Below are 18,010 nucleotides of genomic sequence, written 5' to 3'. Positions count from 1 at the left end.
TTCGAACACCACTTTGACAAGTTTAAGTGTATTTAATATTTATGTCAATACGGTGAACATTAATAAGATGTCTGCACTACCCGAAATTAGCATTAACTCTTTATCTATTTATTTCTAGCATTGTTTCTTAAAAGGATTTTAATAGAACTTATGTAAAAGGAGGAGTATGATAAGTAGATATTAATAATAAAACCTTATTTTAAAACAACTAAAGGAGTATGCTTTAATAATGGGTTATATTCAGCGTGGGACACACACATTTAAAATGGTAAACATAGCTTTATTTGCAGGTGGTTTTAATACATTTGCTATCCTTTGGGGTACCCAACCATTACTACCTGAGATAGGGAAGGAATTTCATATTTCACCAGCCGTATCAAGTTTAAGCTTGTCCTCTACTACAATCGCTTTAGCCATTAGTATGTTGATAGCTGGTTCTTTATCTGAAGTATTTGGCCGGAAACCAGTCATGACTATTTCTTTGTTTGCCTCATCGATACTATCCATTTTAACAGCGTTTAGTCCGAGTTTTCATCTATTAATCTTATGTAGAATATTACAAGGGATTTCATTAGCTGGATTGCCTGCTGTAGCAATGGCCTACTTAGGAGAGGAGATTGAACCGAAAAGTTTAGGGATGGCAATGGGATTATACATAAGTGGGAACTCCATTGGTGGCATGGGTGGTCGAATAATTAGTGGAATTTTAACAGATCATTTTAATTGGCATGTAGCTTTAGCCGTAATTGGAATGATTAGTTTAATTGCTAGCCTTATTTTTTGGTTTATTTTACCGAAATCTACTCATTTCAAACCCCGAAAATTTGAAATAAAGAAGTTAGTAACCTCATTGTTTGTCCAATTTAAAGAACCAGGTCTCCTTTACCTATTTTTCACTGGATTTCTATTAATGGGATGCTTTGTATCTTTATATAACTATATTGGTTTTCAACTCATAGTGCCACCCTATTCATTAAGTCAAACCTTAGTTGGATTTATATTTATAGTGTATATTGTTGGAACATTTAGCTCTACTTGGATGGGCATGTTAGCTGATCAATACGGTAAAAGAAAATTATTACTGATGTCATTATTCATTGTATTGTTAGGTGCATGTATAACGTTAAATTCGTCTTTATGGTTAAAAATTATCGGAATAGCCATCTTTACTTACGGATTTTTTGCTGGCCATTCGATTGCAAGTGGTTGGGTAGGACAACTTGCTACTCACGACAAAGCACAAGCAGCATCCCTATATTTGTTTTTCTATTATGCGGGTTCAAGTATTGGAGGAACGGCCAGTGGTACATTTTATAGTAGTTTTGGCTGGCTTGGTGTTGTCTCTATGATTGTAGTTCTCGCTATTATTTCTATAATCATATCGATTCGATTAGGAACCATTTCTACAAGAAGAATACAGCATTCTCCACATAGACTATAAGAAAAAGGAGGCTTTACTCGAACCGTCGCACAAATCGACGAATTTTATAATTGAATACAAAAAATAAAAGCTCTAGGACCAACCTAACGATTGTGTCTAGAGTTTTTCATTAACATTTATTATCTTAAATCATTATAAATCTTGCTTAATAACACCTTATTGATACCAGATTCCTTCATCTATCTCCTAAATGTAATAAAATCAACATTAACAGGTTCGATTTCATTTGCTCTGAGAAGTAGATTGATCTGTCCTCGATGATATTGACCATGTAGTGCAACATGGGTAAAGATATCTCTTACCGAATTATTAAACTCATTGCCTTTACTATTTCTGTATGACACGATCTGATCGAGAGCAGGAATAGATAAACCAGAAAGAAATTCTTTAAAGTTTAGATTATTTTGGTTAACCATTTCTGTACAAGCACCTAAACTGACCTCTGCCCAGATAGGTATTTTTGAACTGTCTGACCCTATTAACCTAGTAAACCACACATGTTCTGCCAGAAGGATATGTGAGAATAGATTGTTAACCTGTTTGTTCTCCCCTTCCATATTTTGCAAGGTTTCATGAATTCGTTGATTAGCCCAGTTTAAATGCTCAAACATATTTCGGATCGTTTCCACTTGACCACCTCCATGTACTTTATCAATATGTGTTAGCAAATAAAATTTATAACGATTATATATTTAGACACGATCATTAGTACTCAGTTTAAGTCTTTAAGAAAAATCTCACTACAAATGGCCTTATGCGAAACGATAGTAAATCAATAAAAAGGTTGCTAGCACAAAAATGAAGTTTAAAAATACAAAGATAAATTGATCTGTTTTAGTTTTATGCATTTTAATCGGCGGGTTATAGAATGAAACACCCTCAATAATGAAGATGATTAATACAATGTGAATCATGAAATGGCCGATGACTTCTGTCATTCCAAAGAGCATCGTGGTTGAGATAAAAATGCCTGTTACCACAAAACCTAACACACGATTTAAGATACCGACAACTAACAAATAACCCACGACAAACTCGATAAATGCCGCCATTACAACAAACAACTCTGGTGCGAAGCCAAATGTAGGCACATGATGGTTAGTGACAATATCTAATGCCATACCTGGATATACCCATTTTTCAACGGCTACCCAGCTAAGTGAGAGTCCTGTCCCTAAATAGAGAAATGGAAACCCTGCCTTCTCCAGCTTTGTATTACCTACTAATAATACACCAATAATGGCTACATAAAAACCGTAGTCTAACATATAGAAAATGCCATGATGGATCGTTACATAAATAAATAATCCTAATAAAATAGAAGCGCCGATTTTTGTTGAAATATGATGCGGAATCAATAAAATTCCAATGGTCACCCACGCTAATACAGTAATGAAAGTACTACTTATATGGAACTCGGGAGCAAATAACGTTCCATTTATCATTTGAATTATTAGCGCAATGGCGGTCCCATATTTTAATAAGTATCTAGAATACTTTCTAAAACTGGAGAGACGATCCTCCATTTTTTTCATTGGTCCCCATTCAGCCATTTTCGGAATGATCAAGGTTAATACAGCTAAAACAATGGCCGCAACTAGCGTTAAAAATATAAACATCGGTGATAATATATGTTCAATAGACTCCTTATGTGGCACTACTTTTGTGAACCACTTCACATGTGCTTGTGCAAAAAAAGGTGTCATAACAATCCCTAGTGTTAATAGTATCTGAAATATCTTTTTCATTAGTAATCCCCCTAGTAATATAAACAACATGACTGTAGTGATAATATACATGAAAAATCATTTCCATAGACGTCGTATTATTGAACATTTTGTGAAATGTTTCACAAAATAAATTGATCATCACCTATGGTCCGAACCTGACTCTGGTTCGGACTCGATTGCCTTTGAATTCTTCAAAACCTTTCTAAAGTCGCCATTAAGTGGGCACAAAAGCAACAAAGTTTCTAAAAGAGCTTAGAATTAAAAAGACCGAACATGCAGCAACATGTCCGATCCAGTTTAATTAATATTTCCCTCAAGGGGGATCGATACTATCACACTAGGCGCTAAACTCAAAATACCTCCCTCAATCCTTTTACTCTACAAAAACACCCCAACCGTCTGAATAACCACCATGTGGTTTACTTAAGTTATTTAAATTATTCTGTATTTTAATTAATTCATTATAATTTAATAGCATTCTTTTAGAGCAACAACATGCCCACTCTTCAGTTTCGTCATCTTGCTCTATGAAACAATTGAATCCTTCTCCTTTTAATACTTGCGATAATTTTTCACCTGTTGCTTTGTCAGGCACGGCAACAAAAAATTCCACTGATTGTTGTTTTTTTAAATCTAATCCTTCTTTATATAGACTACGTAAAGCATCTCCATCAGCATCATTTGGAAATTTCATTCGTTTCTCCTCCATATTCTAGTACATTCATTGTTGTCATTATAATTCACATCTTCGTGAAAATAAAATCATTTTCATTTTCATTCTAATTTCAATAACAGGAGTTCAGGGTCTTCCAATAATTTCATAATATGGTTTAATGCATTTTGGGCAATAACGCCGTCAATTACAGAGTGGTCATAACTAAGAGAAAGAGGGAAGCATTTTGCCAATGGTAATTTCCCCAATCCTCACGATCGGCTTTTCAATAATTTCCCCAATCCCCAAGATGGAGGTTTCTGGATGGTTAATATGGAGTAAACCGTTGTCCTCCAGCTGATCCGATGTTCGAAATTGTACATGTTCCTCCTTTCATATGATCCATGGTTAATTTGTTGTCTCTTGCTGTTTTTGTAAGCATGCCGATTTCCTTTGCGAGTCCAGAGATATTTTAATAGTCTGCATCCTTAAGTACCGATACAACAAGTCCATTCTCGGTTTGGACTGCAATTCCAATGTTATAAAATTTTTTATAAAGAAAATTAAGTGTACATGTGATTTGTAAGGGGTGAAAATTGACTATTCCCGCCTACTCTTTATTCAATGATAATAGTCCCTGGTACCATCTAGAAAATATTAATTGACTAAAAAAAGTGCAAGGCACCATCCTATTACCTGGAAGGTGCCTTGAACTCAATTATTAATAAAAAAATTCTGTTTCATTACTTGCCACTGATTCTTTTTTATTGCCGGGAGTGATCGTTTTGAAGCTCGTTATATTTTCATATTCCCCTGGTTTTAGAACACTTTGGTCGCCTCTCATTAAGTAGGTGTAAGCAATAATAGAGATAAACAATCCGAATGTCCAGGCATTATCCCATAAAAAGCGAAGTCCCGGGATGAAAAGACCAAGTACAGGAACAGCTACACCGATGATCAGGGCATAAACGCCGTTTTTATTAAAACCTGATGTATAACTATAGCGGCCGTTTACATCATATAGTTCATTAAGTGCCATTTGTCTCTTGCGCACAAGCCAGTAATCGGCAATTGCAATCCCATCAATAGGACCGAGTAATGCCCCATATGTTCCAAGCCAACCAAAAATATAGTTTCCAAAGTTCTCCATAATGTACCATGGCTGCATTAAGATTGCAAAGATCCCCGTTATTAGAGCACCTAATCCGAAAGTAATTCGTTTGGGATTTAAATTTTCAATAGCACGAGCAGGTGCGACGATGTTTGCACCGACATTAATCGTTAAGGATGCAATTACAATGATTAATGTTCCCAAAAAGATAACAAATGGTGGGAATTTCGCAAGCAGTTGAACAGGATCCCAAAGGGCTGTTCCAAAAATCACCACAGTTGCAGATGTGACGGCGATTCCAATAAAGGAGAAGATACTCATCGTAAGTGGAAGAGAGAAGCTTTGAGCAATCATTTGTGATTTTTGACTTTTTGCATACCGACAGAAGTCAGGAATATTCAATGCAAGTGTTGCCCAGAAAGCAATGACTCCTGTTAATGCAGGAAAAAATACTTTTAAAAACGCACCTGTTGTATTGAATTCAGATGGGGTGTCCAAGATTGGGCCCCAGCCTCCTGCGTTAGTATACGCCCAAATAAGAAGAATGATCGAAGCGATTCCCACAATCGGTGTCGCTATTAAGCCTAGTACTTTCATTGCTTGAGGTCCCTTATAGGCTACAATCACATTTAAACCCCAAAACAAGGCAAAAACGATAGCCGTATGTCCTGAAAAGCTTCTCCAGGCAGGAAATGAAGCCGATAAAAGTGTATCAATTGCACCCGTACCAATCCATGTGTTAATCCCGAACCAGCCAGCAGCAACAATGGCTCTTGCTAAAGCTGGGATGTGAGCCCCTTTTGAACCAAACCATAATCGTGCAAATACTGGATAGGGAATTCCAAATTTCGTACCTGCATGTGAGTTTAATAAAATGGGGATAAGGACAATAACATTCCCAAGAAAAATCGTTCCAATAGCTTGCCACCAGTTCATTCCTAAAGAAATCAAGCCACTAGCCATCGTATAAGCAGGAATACACAAACACATACCAATCCATAAAGTGGCAAAGTTCAGCCCCTTCCAGGAATGTTCCTTAATTGTCGTTGGGCGTAAATCATCATTCCACATTTCACTGTTACTTAAACCATCGGCTACTTCAGGTGTCAGGGTAACAATCCCATTTTGTTCAATTTGCGTTTTCAACAAAATTCCCCCTTATTGGTTATTTAACGAGCTTTTCTTGTGAAACAATTTTGCCGTCAGAGATCAAGGATATGACAGAAATCTTTAAGATTTAAACATGATTGGTATCGAATTTACCTTAACACAAGCTAAATTTGAAAGAATATTTAAAAAATTTAAGATAGATTTTAAAAATTAACTATAGCGTCACCACCCATTGTTCTTCAACTTCTGCTGCTAGGATCTTTGCAATCCTCTTTGTACCAGGCAAAGCAAAAGGAAAAAAACCTACCTCCCTATCCTATATTATATATCTTAGATTCATTCTGTCATTGGACAAAAAGTTGAATTATTTCTATCAATTCTTTTATGTTATGTAAGATGAAACATCGGATCGATTATCTGCATCTCCGAAGTGCCAACCTTTACGTTATAATGGAGTATAATAAAGAGGAGATGATTTGTCCTCTATATCGGAAGGTTCACTAACATGATTTCTTACCAATCAGAATCTAAAAATGTATTTCTAGAATGCCTGTGGTCAAACACCCATTTAATGGACACGAATAAAATACGATTCCAGGATTAAATAAAGGAATCGGAGTGGAAATTAAGAAAAAACCGACTCTCCATTCTAAAATATAGAATGAAAGTCGGTTTTTCTTTGTGTATTATCCGAAAATCTTAAAAACGTAAGCTTTTCAGTTTACACAGTTTTTTGTCCTGTTAAATAAACTGTTCGCTCACTTAGGTACCCTCTTTATACCGTTAGCATGTAATGAATTGATCTATTCTACTCCCGGAAACCATCCTGGCGAATGAATAATGGCCTGCCACAAGGGATCTGGTACTTCCAGCGCGTGCTGATGATTCTTGTTTATTTTGGTGACAATTTCAGATTCTCTACCTTGTTCCACTTTTTGCACCCACTCGGGATCAATAATCAGTTCACGTCCCAATGCGATTAATGGCACTCCTGTTTCCAAAGCGTTTAAGGCCTCATCAGCTGTATAAATCGAACCGACACCGATTACTGGAACACGGTCACCTACACGATCTTGAATGATTTCTATCCGTGAACGTGTGTCCTCAACTCCGCGTTTAGGTGTTGACCTGAAATCCAGCAATGAAACATGAAGATAGTCAAGGTCTTTTTCTGCAAGTGTATCTATTAGTGCGAGTGTGTCAGCCATAGTGATCCCAGGTGTTTCAGGTTCCTCAGGGGAAAAACGATAGCCAACCAAGAAAGGCTCTTTCCCATATTCAGCAACAACTCTTTTTACTTCATCAATAACCGCTAACGGAAAAGTTAGACGTTTTTCAAGAGTCCCACCCCATCGGTCTACACGACGATTAGAATGAGGGGAAAAGAATTGCTGAATCAGGTACCCATTGGCACCATGTAATTCAACACCATCATAACCTGCTTCAATGGCTCGTCGAGTGGTTTCTCCAAAATCGTGAATAATGGATTCGATCTCTGTTTCAGTCAATTCCCGGGGTACAGGTTTTCCTGCACCTTCTGAAGGAACTGCACTAGCACTTACCACATCACCATCTACTAATTCAGGTGGGACCTGGCGTCCGCCATGGAAGATTTGCAAAATCGCTTTCGCACCCTTCTCTTTAATCGCTGATGCCACACGACGCAAACTTGGGATCATCTCATCTCGGTCTCCACCAAATTCACCATGAAATCCTTTACCATTCCTGGTCACATAGGTACATGCTGTAATGACCATTCCGACACCATTGGAACGTCGTTGATAATACTTGACTTCCGCATCTGAGACGGTCCCGTCAGGATTTGATGAGAAATTGGTCATGGGTGCCATGACAATTCGATTTTTTAAATGAATCCCCTTTCCTATCGTAAATGACTCAAATAATGGTGCAAATTTTACATTCATCATGCTTTACTCCTCCACCTTGTTCATTAATGTTAAATTGGAAATTACTTTGCCAATCTACAACTTCATCCTATAGTTTACCGTTTCGTTCAAAGCAAATTCCTACCATATTAAGTGTGCTTCAAAATTGTTTCTGTCAAAGCTTCTTTTGGTTGGAAGCCGATAACCTTTTCTACTTCAACACCATCTTTGAAAAGAATCAACGTTGGAATACTCATGACGCTAAATGCTCGTGTTGTTTCTGGGTTCTCATCTACATTAAGTTTGATAATCCCAACTTTATCACCGATTTCAGCATCGATTTCCTCCAACACAGGTGCAATCATTTTACAAGGGCCGCACCATGGAGCCCAAAAATCTACTAACACCAATCCATCCTTCATTTCTGCAGCAAAAGTTTGATCTGTTACGTGTGAAATTGCCATTATTTTTTTCCTCCAAAATAATTTTTTTATTTTAAAAAAACTTAATTGTTTACTCTTACAAATATATGAAAATTATCTTTTTATATCAAAATTCCTCGTTCTGTTTCCACTGATTAGAAATTCAGATTTCTTGATAGGCACTTCTTGAATTTTTTTTATAAATACTAATTTCGCCGATAATTCCTTAAACCACTGCTCATCCTTAAATAGTAAAGCCAAATCTATTAAAGCTAAAAGCTCACTTTCATTTCTACCAGTTGTCTCGGGCAGCTTTTCAGCCCGTTTATTTACAATCCAAATCGATTTTCCAATCGCTTTTTCATTGTCACTATCGACCACTTTTACTTGTAGCATTCCTTTGTGAGTGTCTACGGTTTCTATATACCCGTGGATCAGTTTTCCATCTCTGGACCTCCCCTGAACCCAATCCCCATTTTCAAATCGATATTTATCGGCCATTGTCATCTACACCCCTTAAATGTTATAAAAAAAGTTACAGTTTGGTTTTTTTAAAAGTTTATCACCGATATTCCATCATACTGTAATAAAATAATATACAGTAAAAATAAAAGAAAAAACTAAATCATGGACAATGTTTAATTTTTTCTAAAACAGTACTAAGCGTAATATTCTCTAAATATTTTTCAAAATACAATTCAGCATCATTGAAAATCTGATCCATAACCACTTGGGTATTTGACGATATAACACATTTTTGCTCCGGATCACCTGTGCACCAGTTTGGTTTTAGGCTTCCGCGTGAAACTATACGATAAATATCTGCCAATGATACCTCTTGAGAGTTACAGTCGAGAATATAGCCACCGCCGATACCTTCTTTTGTCTTAACAAATCCATGATTTCGCAAACAGCTCATGATCTTCCGAATCCGTGCGGCGTTTGTGCAAACATTGGTAGCGATTGACTCACTGCTAGCCATATGATCTGGTAAATAAGCTAAATAGACTAAACTATGGACGGCTATCGTAAAATCACTATTCACTTTGATGCTTCCTCCTCATGAAGATTAATGTAATTTTAATATTTACAGTTTATAAAGTCAACAAAAATAACTCCATATTAATAATTTCCACTATAGCCCATAATTCAATTTAGCATTTCATAAAATTATTTCCTAATGGTTACATTATAATAATAAAACTAGGGGGGTTTAGCATGACGACTTCAAGCCAAGCACCTATTACCTCATCAGAATTAGCAAATCTGTGGATGGCTTATCAAGAACAAACCATGATGCTTAGAGTATTGGAACATTTTATCGAGCACTCCGATCCTGAAGGAAAACAACTGTTACAGTCGTATTATAATGGTGCCGCCAAAAACATTGAGATGATTAAAAGTATTTTTCAACAAGAAGGTGCAGTAATTCCAATTGGTTTTACAGAAAACGATGTATATAAAAGCGTTCCAAAGTTATTTGATTTTATGTACGATATTATGTATTTACATTTGATGACTAAAGTGGAAATGAGCCTTTATGCACTTTTCACAGGCATGACCTATCGAAAGGATATTGAAGATTTATTTATCGGAATGACCGCTGAATCACAATCAATGAACAGCCAAGCAACTCAATTCCTTTTAGAAAAAGGGGTACTAGTACGTCCACCTTTTGTATCAATGCCAAAACAGGTAAATTTTGTACAGGATAAAAATTATATGGATGGGTTTACTTGGTTTAGTGAAACTAGATCCCTGAATACGGTTGAAGTTTCTCTTATCCATCATGCGATTGAAACTAATCTTGTAGGGATGCAATTAATGATTGGATTCGCTCAAGTCGCTGCTGATAAAAAGGTTCAAAAATATCTTACCGAAGGAATGGAATTGTCCAAAAAAATCGAAATAGATTTAGGGGAATTTTTACGCCATAGTTATATTGAGCCCCCAGCTACTCATGCTGGTAAAGCAACAACGTCAAAAACAGCACCATTTTCCGACAAATTAATGATGTACAACACCACTTTATTAGCTTCATTTGGGCTCGGAAGTAATGCATTAGGCGGTGGATTCAGTTTAAGAAGTGACTTGCCGGCAAAAATGGCTTTTCTTGCAAAAGATATTTTCACTTTTGCTCAAGATGGTGGAAAGATTATGATCAAAAATGGCTGGATGGAAGAACCACCACAGATAGAGGATCGAAATCAATTAACAAAATAATTGTTTTTTTAGAACAGCAAAACTAACCTTAAAAAAGGCTAGTTTTTTTCTTTTTAAAGTGCATTCTTTATTTTTTGTTAATTAATTGAAAAATCTTCTACTTCGCCTTTATTTTTAAATAATAAAAATTGTCAATTAATAAACATCTATTCCGCAGGAACTTTTACTTTAATTCATAAAAAAGAGACCTGAATTCAATAATGTGCTGAATCAGGTCTTTGATCAAACTCTACAATTATTTTGGTAATAAGGATTTCCCCATCAAATAACGGTCCACTTCATGCGCGACCTGACGGCCTTCGTTGATAGCCCAGACAATTAGGCTTTGCCCTCTTCTTGCATCTCCCGCAGCAAATACACTTTCTACGTTTGTTCTGTACTCACCGTATGCTGCTTCAATCTTTTGATTGGCAACTTTTACACCAAATTGGCTTAAAAGCGGCTGCTCCGTTCCCTCAAATCCAATCGCAATAAACACAAATTGAGCGGGCCATACTTTTTCTGTACCTGGTAATTCTTTAAAATAGAACCTACCTTCATCGTCTCTTAATTTTTCCATTTGAATGGTGTGAAGTTCTTTTAAGTTGCCGTATTCATCCGCCACCATTTTCTTCGTTTGGATAGAATACTGACGTGGATCTTCCCCAAACTTTGCTTCTGCCTCTTTATAGGCATAGTCCATAGTAAAAACATTAGGGTAGGCTGGCCACATATTTCCAGAATTACGAGTCTCAGGTAACTGAGGATGTTTACCAAACTGTACTACACTTCGGCAGTTTTGGCGCAGAGCTGTTGCCACGCAGTCCGCTCCTGTGTCGCCACCGCCAATGACGATGACGTCTTTGCCTTCCGTATTGATGAACTGACCATCGTCAAAATTCGTATCCAAATAACTCTTTGTCGCTTTAGATAGGTATTCCATTGCGAAATGAATCCCTATCGCCTCGCGACCTTCAATCACTAGTTCACGCTGTTTTTGCGCGCCTGTACAAAGAATCACGGCATCGAATTGTGCTTGCAGGTCTTCAGCCGAAATATCTTTTCCAACCTCTGTATTGGTAACAAACTTGATACCTTCTTGGGTCAATAAGCTGATTCGACGCTCCACCACTTCTTTATCAAGCTTCATATTTGGAATCCCATACATGAGTAATCCACCAGCACGGTCTGAACGTTCAAAAACCGTTACCGAGTGACCTGCTTGGTTTAGTTGATCGGCACTGGCCAATCCTGCAGGGCCGGAACCGATAATCGCTACTTTCTTCCCGGTCCGTGAAACTGGAATACGAGGCGTGATCCAGCCATTTTCAAAACCTTTATCGATAATTGCCTGCTCAATATTTTTAATCGTTACCGCTGGATCAGTAATAGCCAGCGTACATGAACCTTCACACGGTGCTGGACAAACTCGCCCTGTGAACTCAGGGAAATTATTCGTTTTTAGCAAACGATCGAGTGCTTCTTTCCAACGACCGCGATAAACCAAATCATTCCACTCTGGAATAAGATTATGAATCGGACAGCCTGATGTTGCTCCTTGAATTTCCATACCTATATGGCAGAAAGGAGTGGCGCAATCCATGCACCGTGCTCCTTGTCTGCTTAAGGCTTGATCCGAGAAAGGAGCTGAATACTCTTTCCAGTCGCCTAAACGCGTAAGGGGATTTCGTTCTTTTCCTTTTTCTCGATCGTATTCCATAAATCCTGTTGCTTTTCCCATCTTCCTCTCCCCTTTCTTAGCGTATTACAGCTTCTGGCTGTTTAGGTGTATTTTTCTGTTTGGAAGAATTGGCTAAAAACGCACTCATAATCGCTTCTTCTTCAGTTAGACCTTTTTCCTGTTGCTTCTGGATTTGGTCCAACATGCGTTTATAGTCCTTTGGAATGACCTTGTTAAATTTTCTTACATGATTTTCCCAGTTTTCTAGAACACAGCCTGCTTTCACACTGTTCGTATAATAGAAATGATTTTGAATCATTTGCTTAAGTTCATTCGCATCGTTTTTCGTTAAAGTTTCAATCTCAATCATCTCTTGGTTACATAACTTCTTAAAGGCATCATGATCGTCTGCTAATACATACGCAATTCCGCCAGACATCCCAGCCGCAAAGTTTTTGCCAACATCACCTAAAATAACAACGCGTCCGCCCGTCATATATTCGCAGCCATGGTCACCAATTCCTTCGACCACAACGTTCACACCACTATTACGGACCGCAAAACGTTCACCGGCACGTCCATTAATATACGCTTCACCGCTTGTCGCACCATATAAAGCAACATTCCCAGCGATTACATTTTCGCCTGCCGATAGTTTAGAAGATTTGTCTGCTTTCACAATCAACTTCCCGCCCGATAATCCTTTTCCAAGGAAATCGTTTACGTCACCCGAAATCTCTAATGTCACGCCTCTCGGAACAAAGGCACCGAAGCTTTGACCTGCAGATCCAGTAAATCTTAGAGTAATCGTATTTTCAGGAAGCCCCTCTTCACCGTAACGCTTCGATACTTCACTTCCGACGATTGTTCCAACGACACGATTCACATTCGTAATCGGGAAGCTCGCATCCACTGGAATTCGATCTTGTAATGCTTGTTGAACCGCCGGCAAGATTTTTTGAATATCAAGTGAATCATCAATTTTATGATTTTGTGGAGTCCTGAACGTACGAACTCCTTCAGGTTGATGCAGCAATGGAGTTAAATCTAGGTCCTTTGCTTTCCAATGTGCTTTTGCACGGTCACTCATTTTCAGAATATCTGTACGCCCTACCATTTCGTCAACGGTTCTAAAGCCAAGCTCAGCCATTAGTTCACGTACCTCTTGGGCAACAAAACGCATATAGTTAACGATGTAATCAGCTTCTCCTGTGAACTTTTTACGAAGCTCCGGATTTTGTGTAGCAATTCCAACCGGGCAAGTATCTAAGTGACATACGCGCATCATCACACATCCGAGCACAACGAGCGGTGCAGTCGCAAAACCAAACTCTTCTGCACCAAACAAGGCAGCCATTACGACATCTTTTCCCGTCATTAATTTACCGTCTGTCTCAAGGACAACTCGTTCACGCAAGCCATTAAGCATTAATGTTTGGTGTGCTTCGGCAAGTCCAAGCTCCCATGGTAATCCCGTATGTTGGATACTGGTTTTTGGTGATGCTCCTGTTCCGCCGTCATAACCACTGATTACAATAACATCAGCTGCACCTTTCGCAACACCTGCCGCAATCGTTCCTACTCCGCCCTTGGATACGAGCTTAACGCTGATTCGGGCATCCCGATTGGCATTTTTTAAATCGTGAATCAGTTGAGCCAAATCTTCAATCGAGTAGATATCATGGTGAGGCGGCGGTGATATCAGACCGACTCCTGGGGTTGAACCACGAACATCTGCCACCCATGGGTAAACTTTGTTCCCAGGCAGTTGTCCGCCTTCACCCGGCTTTGCCCCTTGTGCCATTTTAATTTGAAGTTCATCAGCATTGACAAGATAGTGACTTTTCACTCCGAAACGGCCTGAAGCAATTTGCTTCACAGCACTTCGGCGGTTATCGCCATTTTCATCCAAGATAAAGCGGCTTGAATCTTCCCCGCCTTCACCCGAGTTGCTTTTTCCGCCTAAGCGATTCATCGCAATCGCCAATGTTTCATGGGCTTCCTTACTAATGGATCCAAATGACATGGCTCCTGTTTTAAAACGACGCACAATGGAATCAACCGTTTCTACTTCCTCGATTGGTAAAGACGTTCTTGATTCATCAAATAAGAACAAATTCCGTAAGAATCCAATTCTTTCTTCATTTGCTAGCTTGGAATACTTCTTAAATAATTCGTAATCGCCTTTACGGCAAGCCCATTGCAGGGTATGAATGGTTCCAGGGTTAAACGCGTGATGTTCCCCTGTTTTCCTCCACTGGAAGTTACTTCCTGAATCTAATGTTTGATCATAAGAATCCGCAAATGCAGCAGTATGGAGCATCTTCGCTTCTTCGGCAATCGTATCTAAACTGATTCCGCCAAGCTGAGAAACTGTTCCAGTAAAGTAACGTTCAATGACATCTCCGCTAATTCCAACTGCTTCAAAAATTTGCGCACCGCGATAGCTTTGGACGGTTGAAATTCCCATTTTGGACATGACTTTTACAACGCCCTCAGTCATTCCCTTTACATACTTGCTTACTGCTTCCTCATATGTGAACGGTAAGCTTCCATCTAAGATAGCCTGCTTATATGTTGCGAAGGCAAGATACGGATTGATGGCATCAACACCATAGCCAATTAAAGCGGCCAAATGATGAACTTCACGTACTTCCCCTGATTCAATAATGATGCTTGCTTTCGTTCTGCTGCCTTCACGAATCAGATGCTGATGAAGGGCGCTTGCAACCAATAAGGAAGGAATCGCTGCTTCCTTTTGATTCATGTTACGATCAGATAAGATTAATAGACTTACACCTTCAGAGATGGCAGCATCCGCCTCTCGGCAAATCCTATCAAGACTGCCTTCGATATCTTCAGTGAACAGGATGTCAATTACCTTATTCTTAAAATCAACTGAATCCAATGATTTTAGCTGTTCCAGTTGACTATTGGTAATAACCGGTGTATCCAACTGAATTCGGCGGCAATTTAATTCTGAAGGATTCAATATATTTCCTTCCGCCCCTAATAATGTCATCGTCGATGTGACAATCTCTTCACGAAGTGAATCAATTGGCGGATTGGTTACTTGGGCGAATAATTGCTTGAAGTAGTTAAACAAGGATTGAGCACGGTCAGATAAAACCGCTAATGGCATATCATTTCCCATTGCTCCAATTGGATCTTTCCCTTCGCTCACAACAGGAACTAGATATTTTGAAATATCTTCGTATGTGTATCCAAATGATTTCTGGCGAACTAGTAAATCCGATAGAATCTCTTCTTCGTTTTGTCCATCTTTATTTAATCCAACAAGTTGCTCATCTAACCATTGTTGATAAGGAAGAGCTTCAGCCATCTCGGATTTTACTTCTTCATCCGAAATAATTCGGCCTTTTTCTAAATCAATCAAAAGCATTTTGCCTGGGCTTAAACGTTCTTTATATATTACTTTCTCGGGTTCGACATCGATGACGCCAACCTCTGATGAAAAAATAATATAATCATCATCAGTAACGTAATAACGAGCCGGACGAAGGCCGTTACGATCTAATATTGCCCCTATTTGTTTGCCGTCCGTAAAGGAAATAGCCGTTGGACCATCCCAAGGTTCCATCAGACAGCTATGATATTCGTAAAAAGCTCTCTTTTCCTTTGTCATATGCGGGTTTTCTGACCATGGTTCAGGTATCAGCATCATCGCAGCATGAGCAGGTTTGCGGCCAGCTAACACCAAGAATTCAAGTGCGTTATCTAAAATTGAAGAGTCACTTCCATCAGTATCTAAGATTGGGAGCACCTTTTGAAGGTCCTCACCAAATGCTTCCGACACAAATTGCTTTTCACGCGCCTTCATCCAATGGACATTACCGCGAAGTGTATTAATTTCCCCATTATGGATCAGGTACCGGTTTGGATGAGCTCTTTCCCAGCTAGGGAACGTATTTGTACTAAAGCGGGAATGCACTAAAGCAAAAGCCGATACAAAACTCTCATCCTGTAAATCTAGGTAAAACCTGTCTACCTGTTCCGGTGTTAATAACCCTTTGTATACAATGGTTCTGCTTGAGAGGCTGGCAAAATAAAAACGTAAATCCGATGCCATTGCCCATTGTTCTGATTGTTTTCTAATGATGTATAATTTACGCTCAAAAGATAATTCATCCAACAGTCCCTCGTTTGCTCCGATAAATACTTGGCGGATGAACGGGCGGCTTTGCTTGGCTGTTTCACCAATAGTTTCAGCATTGACAGGCACTGTCCTCCAGCCGAGAACCGTCTGTCCTTCTTGTTCAATCATTTTATTAATATAAGATTCTATATTTTCTCTTTCTGAATCATTATTTGAGAAAAAAAGCATCCCTACCCCGTAGCGACCCTTTTCAGGTAATTGGACGTTTTGGAGGGCTTTGCGGAAAAAGCTATCTGGAATCTGAACCATGAGCCCGGCGCCATCTCCTGTAAATGGATCACTTCCCTGTCCCCCGCGGTGGTCTAGCTTACAAAGCATGCTTAGTCCTTTTTTTACAATCTCATGAGTTGCATACCCTTTAATGTGGGCATATAATCCAATTCCGCATGCATCATGTTCATATTCTGGGCGGTAGAGACCTTGTGCTTTTGGTAGTTGGTGATATGTCATTATTATCTCCCCCGTTCTTAATTTTCCGATAAATCAGTATGAAGTAATTTTATGTTTAAACATACATATAAACAATATATAATTAAGATTAAATCAATCTGATATTAATATGAATGGAGGGAATTAGCGTGGAATTGCGTCAATTAAGGTATTTTATGGAGGTTGCTGAACGCGAACATGTAACAGAAGCGGCTGAAAATCTAAATGTAGCTCAATCCGCGGTAAGTTTTCAGATTGCCAAGCTTGAAGATGAACTCGGTGTTCGTCTATTTGAACGAACCGGAAGGAACATTAAGTTAACCCAGATTGGAATGATCTTTTTAACTCATATAAAAAAGGCGGTAAAATTTATTGATGAGGCAAAAGAAAAGATTGATGAGTATTTAGATCCTCAATCCGGCACCATTAAAATTGGTTATCCAACAAGTTTAGCAAGCTATTGGCTTCCAACGGTTATCTCTGCTTTTAGAACTAAACAACCAAACGTTGTTTTCCATTTGCGTCAGGGCTCTTATCAATACTTAATTGATGCCGTTAAAAATGGAGAAATTGATCTCGCGTTTATTGGCCCTGTCCCAACCAAAGACCCTGATATTGAAGCAAAGATTTTATTTACAGAAAACATTTCTGCTTTGCTTCCTGCAAACCATTCACTTGCCGACCGAAAGAGATTAGATCTAGGTGAGTTACGAAACGATTCCTTCGTTTCATTCCCAAAAGGGTATATTCTCCAAAAAATTGCAGTCGAGGCATGCAAAGAAGCAGGATTTGTACCAAATATCACCTCAGAGGGAGAGGATTTAGATGCATTAAAGGGACTAGTTTCAGCAGGCATCGGGGTATGCCTCTTACCAGAAAGTACCGTTCACGACTCCATTCCAAGGTTTACAGTAAAAATACCGATTGATTCCCCTCAAGTGAAAAGAACAGTCGGCTTAATCACTCCAAAATATAGAGACCTAGCACCCTCCGAAAATCTCTTTTACCAATTTGCGATTGATTTTTTCCGTATATTAGAGCAGTTCCAATAGATTGGATTTTCGGTGTGGTGTCACGGTGTGGTGTCAGGCACCATTAAAAGACACTTTAACTCTTTTGTACATATGGGGTGGACATTATAGCCATTTCCTTTTTTCTGTGGTCACAGG

13 protein-coding genes and 1 pseudogene are annotated in these 18,010 nt (G+C 38.7%); 3 read left to right on the top strand and 11 right to left on the bottom strand.

What is annotated here, in order from left to right; translation table 11 throughout:
• Nucleotides 1-229: 229 nt before the first annotated feature.
• Nucleotides 230-1,441 carry an MFS transporter gene (locus tag COE25_RS21835; protein ID WP_088088179.1) on the top strand — a complete coding sequence of 404 codons (1,212 nt, stop codon included), beginning with the start codon at nt 230-232 and terminating at the stop codon, nt 1,439-1,441.
• Between the two features lie 179 nt (nt 1,442-1,620).
• Here COE25_RS21835 and COE25_RS21830 read toward each other — a convergent pair whose 3' ends face one another.
• From COE25_RS21830 to COE25_RS21790, 9 genes and pseudogenes are all read right to left on the bottom strand, one after another.
• Nucleotides 1,621-2,070 (bottom strand): DinB family protein, encoded by a 450-nt coding sequence (locus COE25_RS21830; protein WP_098934123.1) that lies wholly within the window; start codon nt 2,068-2,070, stop codon nt 1,621-1,623.
• Between the two features lie 123 nt (nt 2,071-2,193).
• Nucleotides 2,194-3,189 (bottom strand): DoxX family membrane protein, encoded by a 996-nt coding sequence (locus COE25_RS21825; RefSeq protein ID WP_098934122.1) that lies wholly within the window; start codon nt 3,187-3,189, stop codon nt 2,194-2,196.
• Nucleotides 3,190-3,544: 355 nt separating this feature from the next.
• The gene (locus COE25_RS21820; RefSeq protein WP_256942419.1) at nt 3,545-3,865 is read right to left on the bottom strand and encodes a ribonuclease E inhibitor RraB; all 321 of its coding nucleotides are present in this window, start codon (nt 3,863-3,865) and stop codon (nt 3,545-3,547) included.
• An 80-nt stretch (nt 3,866-3,945) separates the two neighbouring features.
• A pseudogene (locus COE25_RS21815) lies at nt 3,946-4,382 on the bottom strand (2-oxo acid dehydrogenase subunit E2); the annotation flags it as partial.
• A gap of 162 nt (nt 4,383-4,544) precedes the next feature.
• Nucleotides 4,545-6,080: an NCS1 family nucleobase:cation symporter-1 gene (locus tag COE25_RS21810; protein ID WP_098934121.1), complete on the bottom strand. Its 1,536-nt coding sequence runs from the start codon at nt 6,078-6,080 to the stop codon at nt 4,545-4,547.
• A gap of 767 nt (nt 6,081-6,847) precedes the next feature.
• Entirely contained in the window at nt 6,848-7,972 is a 1,125-nt protein-coding gene (locus COE25_RS21805; RefSeq protein WP_179195870.1) for an NADH-dependent flavin oxidoreductase, read from the bottom strand.
• 107 nt (nt 7,973-8,079) lie between these two features.
• Nucleotides 8,080-8,394: a thioredoxin gene (trxA, locus tag COE25_RS21800; RefSeq protein ID WP_088088183.1), complete on the bottom strand. Its 315-nt coding sequence runs from the start codon at nt 8,392-8,394 to the stop codon at nt 8,080-8,082.
• Between the two features lie 72 nt (nt 8,395-8,466).
• Nucleotides 8,467-8,859, bottom strand: coding sequence for an IDEAL domain-containing protein (locus COE25_RS21795; protein ID WP_098934120.1), 393 nt, complete (start codon nt 8,857-8,859; stop codon nt 8,467-8,469).
• A gap of 118 nt (nt 8,860-8,977) precedes the next feature.
• Entirely contained in the window at nt 8,978-9,397 is a 420-nt protein-coding gene (locus tag COE25_RS21790; RefSeq protein ID WP_088088185.1) for an RrF2 family transcriptional regulator, read from the bottom strand.
• 173 nt (nt 9,398-9,570) lie between these two features.
• Between COE25_RS21790 and COE25_RS21785 the strand changes: the two genes are divergently transcribed.
• Nucleotides 9,571-10,575 (top strand): DUF3231 family protein, encoded by a 1,005-nt coding sequence (locus COE25_RS21785; RefSeq protein ID WP_098934119.1) that lies wholly within the window; start codon nt 9,571-9,573, stop codon nt 10,573-10,575.
• 235 nt (nt 10,576-10,810) lie between these two features.
• Here COE25_RS21785 and gltD read toward each other — a convergent pair whose 3' ends face one another.
• Both gltD and gltB read right to left on the bottom strand, forming a co-directional pair.
• Nucleotides 10,811-12,295: a glutamate synthase small subunit gene (gene gltD / locus COE25_RS21780; protein ID WP_098934118.1), complete on the bottom strand. Its 1,485-nt coding sequence runs from the start codon at nt 12,293-12,295 to the stop codon at nt 10,811-10,813.
• Nucleotides 12,296-12,311: 16 nt separating this feature from the next.
• On the bottom strand, nt 12,312-16,862 hold the full coding sequence (gene gltB / locus COE25_RS21775) for a glutamate synthase large subunit (protein ID WP_098934117.1): 4,551 nt from the start codon (nt 16,860-16,862) through the stop codon (nt 12,312-12,314).
• Between the two features lie 128 nt (nt 16,863-16,990).
• Between gltB and gltC the strand changes: the two genes are divergently transcribed.
• On the top strand, nt 16,991-17,893 hold the full coding sequence (gene gltC / locus COE25_RS21770; protein ID WP_098934116.1) for a glutamate biosynthesis transcriptional regulator GltC: 903 nt from the start codon (nt 16,991-16,993) through the stop codon (nt 17,891-17,893).
• Nucleotides 17,894-18,010 lie beyond the last annotated feature (117 nt).

Source organism: Bacillus sp. AFS031507 (assembly GCF_002584635.1).
Lineage (GTDB): Bacteria > Bacillota > Bacilli > Bacillales > Cytobacillaceae > Neobacillus.
Note: the sequence above shows the minus strand (reverse complement) of the source record. Positions and strands in the feature narration are given on the sequence as shown.

Excerpts from the sequence above, each read along its gene's own strand:
- gltD (WP_098934118.1), bottom strand. The coding sequence starts at position 12,295 with ATGGGAAAAGCAACAGGATTTATGGAATACGATCGAGAAAAAGGAAAA.
- COE25_RS21820 (WP_256942419.1), bottom strand. The coding sequence starts at position 3,865 with ATGAAATTTCCAAATGATGCTGATGGAGATGCTTTACGTAGTCTATAT.
- COE25_RS21835 (WP_088088179.1), top strand. The coding sequence starts at position 230 with ATGGGTTATATTCAGCGTGGGACACACACATTTAAAATGGTAAACATA.
- gltB (WP_098934117.1), bottom strand. The coding sequence starts at position 16,862 with ATGACATATCACCAACTACCAAAAGCACAAGGTCTCTACCGCCCAGAA.
- trxA (WP_088088183.1), bottom strand. The coding sequence starts at position 8,394 with ATGGCAATTTCACACGTAACAGATCAAACTTTTGCTGCAGAAATGAAG.
- COE25_RS21785 (WP_098934119.1), top strand. The coding sequence starts at position 9,571 with ATGACGACTTCAAGCCAAGCACCTATTACCTCATCAGAATTAGCAAAT.
- COE25_RS21805 (WP_179195870.1), bottom strand. The coding sequence starts at position 7,972 with ATGATGAATGTAAAATTTGCACCATTATTTGAGTCATTTACGATAGGA.
- COE25_RS21795 (WP_098934120.1), bottom strand. The coding sequence starts at position 8,859 with ATGACAATGGCCGATAAATATCGATTTGAAAATGGGGATTGGGTTCAG.
- COE25_RS21825 (WP_098934122.1), bottom strand. The coding sequence starts at position 3,189 with ATGAAAAAGATATTTCAGATACTATTAACACTAGGGATTGTTATGACA.